Origin of the sequence: Mesorhizobium sp. M7A.F.Ca.US.002.01.1.1, assembly GCF_004022955.1 — a bacterium.
Classification (GTDB): domain Bacteria; phylum Pseudomonadota; class Alphaproteobacteria; order Rhizobiales; family Rhizobiaceae; genus Mesorhizobium; species Mesorhizobium ciceri.
Genome location: NZ_RZQE01000940.1, coordinates 1 through 1,000 on the forward strand (window position 1 = coordinate 1; position 1,000 = coordinate 1,000).

2 protein-coding genes are annotated in these 1,000 nt (G+C 62.0%); both read right to left on the reverse strand.

Translation table 11 applies throughout. From position 1 onward, the window contains the following. A partial coding sequence (gene tagF, locus EN932_RS36890; protein WP_128369564.1) for a type VI secretion system-associated protein TagF occupies positions 1-149 on the reverse strand: 149 nt, incomplete at its 3' end. Then, positions 146-1,000: type VI secretion IcmF C-terminal domain-containing protein (locus EN932_RS36895; RefSeq protein ID WP_281061581.1), on the reverse strand; the 855-nt coding region annotated here is incomplete at its 5' end. The genes EN932_RS36895 and tagF, both read right to left, overlap by 4 nt.

Below are 1,000 nucleotides of genomic sequence, written 5' to 3' on the forward strand. Positions count from 1 at the left end.
GTTGTGCTTGGCCAAGCTTCCGAGCCCATCAGCGGGACAAGATGTTGCGCAAGCCAGCGGTCCCAGACGCGGACAAAATCCCCCGTCAGCCGCCGCGTCACGAAATCGCCGGTGGCAGGCATTTTGCCGTAAAAGCCGGGCAAGGTCATATCTGCGGCGGACATGTGAACTTCTTGAACATTTCGAGGTTGTACGGATTTTCGACGCTGGCGGCCTTGAGCTCGAAGTCGGCGTACATGCCTTTCGTGCCCAGACGCAGGCTGTAGACGTCGGTCAGCGAAGTGCTGGCGAAACGGCCACTGCGGAGCATCCTCAGCCACGCCCAACTGCCGGTTTCGTTGAGCATTATTTCAGGCGATCCGTCGATCGGCTGGAAGGCGAGCGAGATGACGCCCGTGCCGTCCTTGCCGGGCCATGTCATGGGTTGCGGCCGCGTTGCGTTGTTGTAGTAGACGAGGCTCTGGCCATCGAGATTGAGCGTGACGCGCGTGACGTTGGGAGACAGGTCCTTCGGTTCAAGCGTGAAGCTCATCACGGGTCCGCTGCCGCCCGCAAACAGATCGTCGCGGATATGCCTGGCCTGCTCGAATGCCGCCAAGGCCGAACCGTCAAGGCCGAAATCGGCGCGCCACTTCCACGGCTGGCTGGTCATGTCGACATAGTTGATCAGGTGGTCGTTGATGAAACCGTCGATCAGCCCGGCCGGTCCGAACAGCCTTGCGAAATCCCGCACGTTGACGTCCACCGCGCTCTCGGCGCTGAACGGATAGCGGTCGTTCAGCGCCGCCTGGCAGAAAGGCAGGATATCGGCCCGCCAGATGGCGTTGAGCTCCGAAGTGACCGCCTTCTGAGTCAAATTGCTGGTGTCGCCGGCAATCCCGCCCAGCCAACTGCTGATAGGGTCGGGCAGGATCTGTGCCTGCCGGGCGACCGCTCCCGTCAGTTCGGCAAGGCCGCCCTGCTTCTTGATGGCATCCTGCGGATTGGGGTTCGCGGTGAC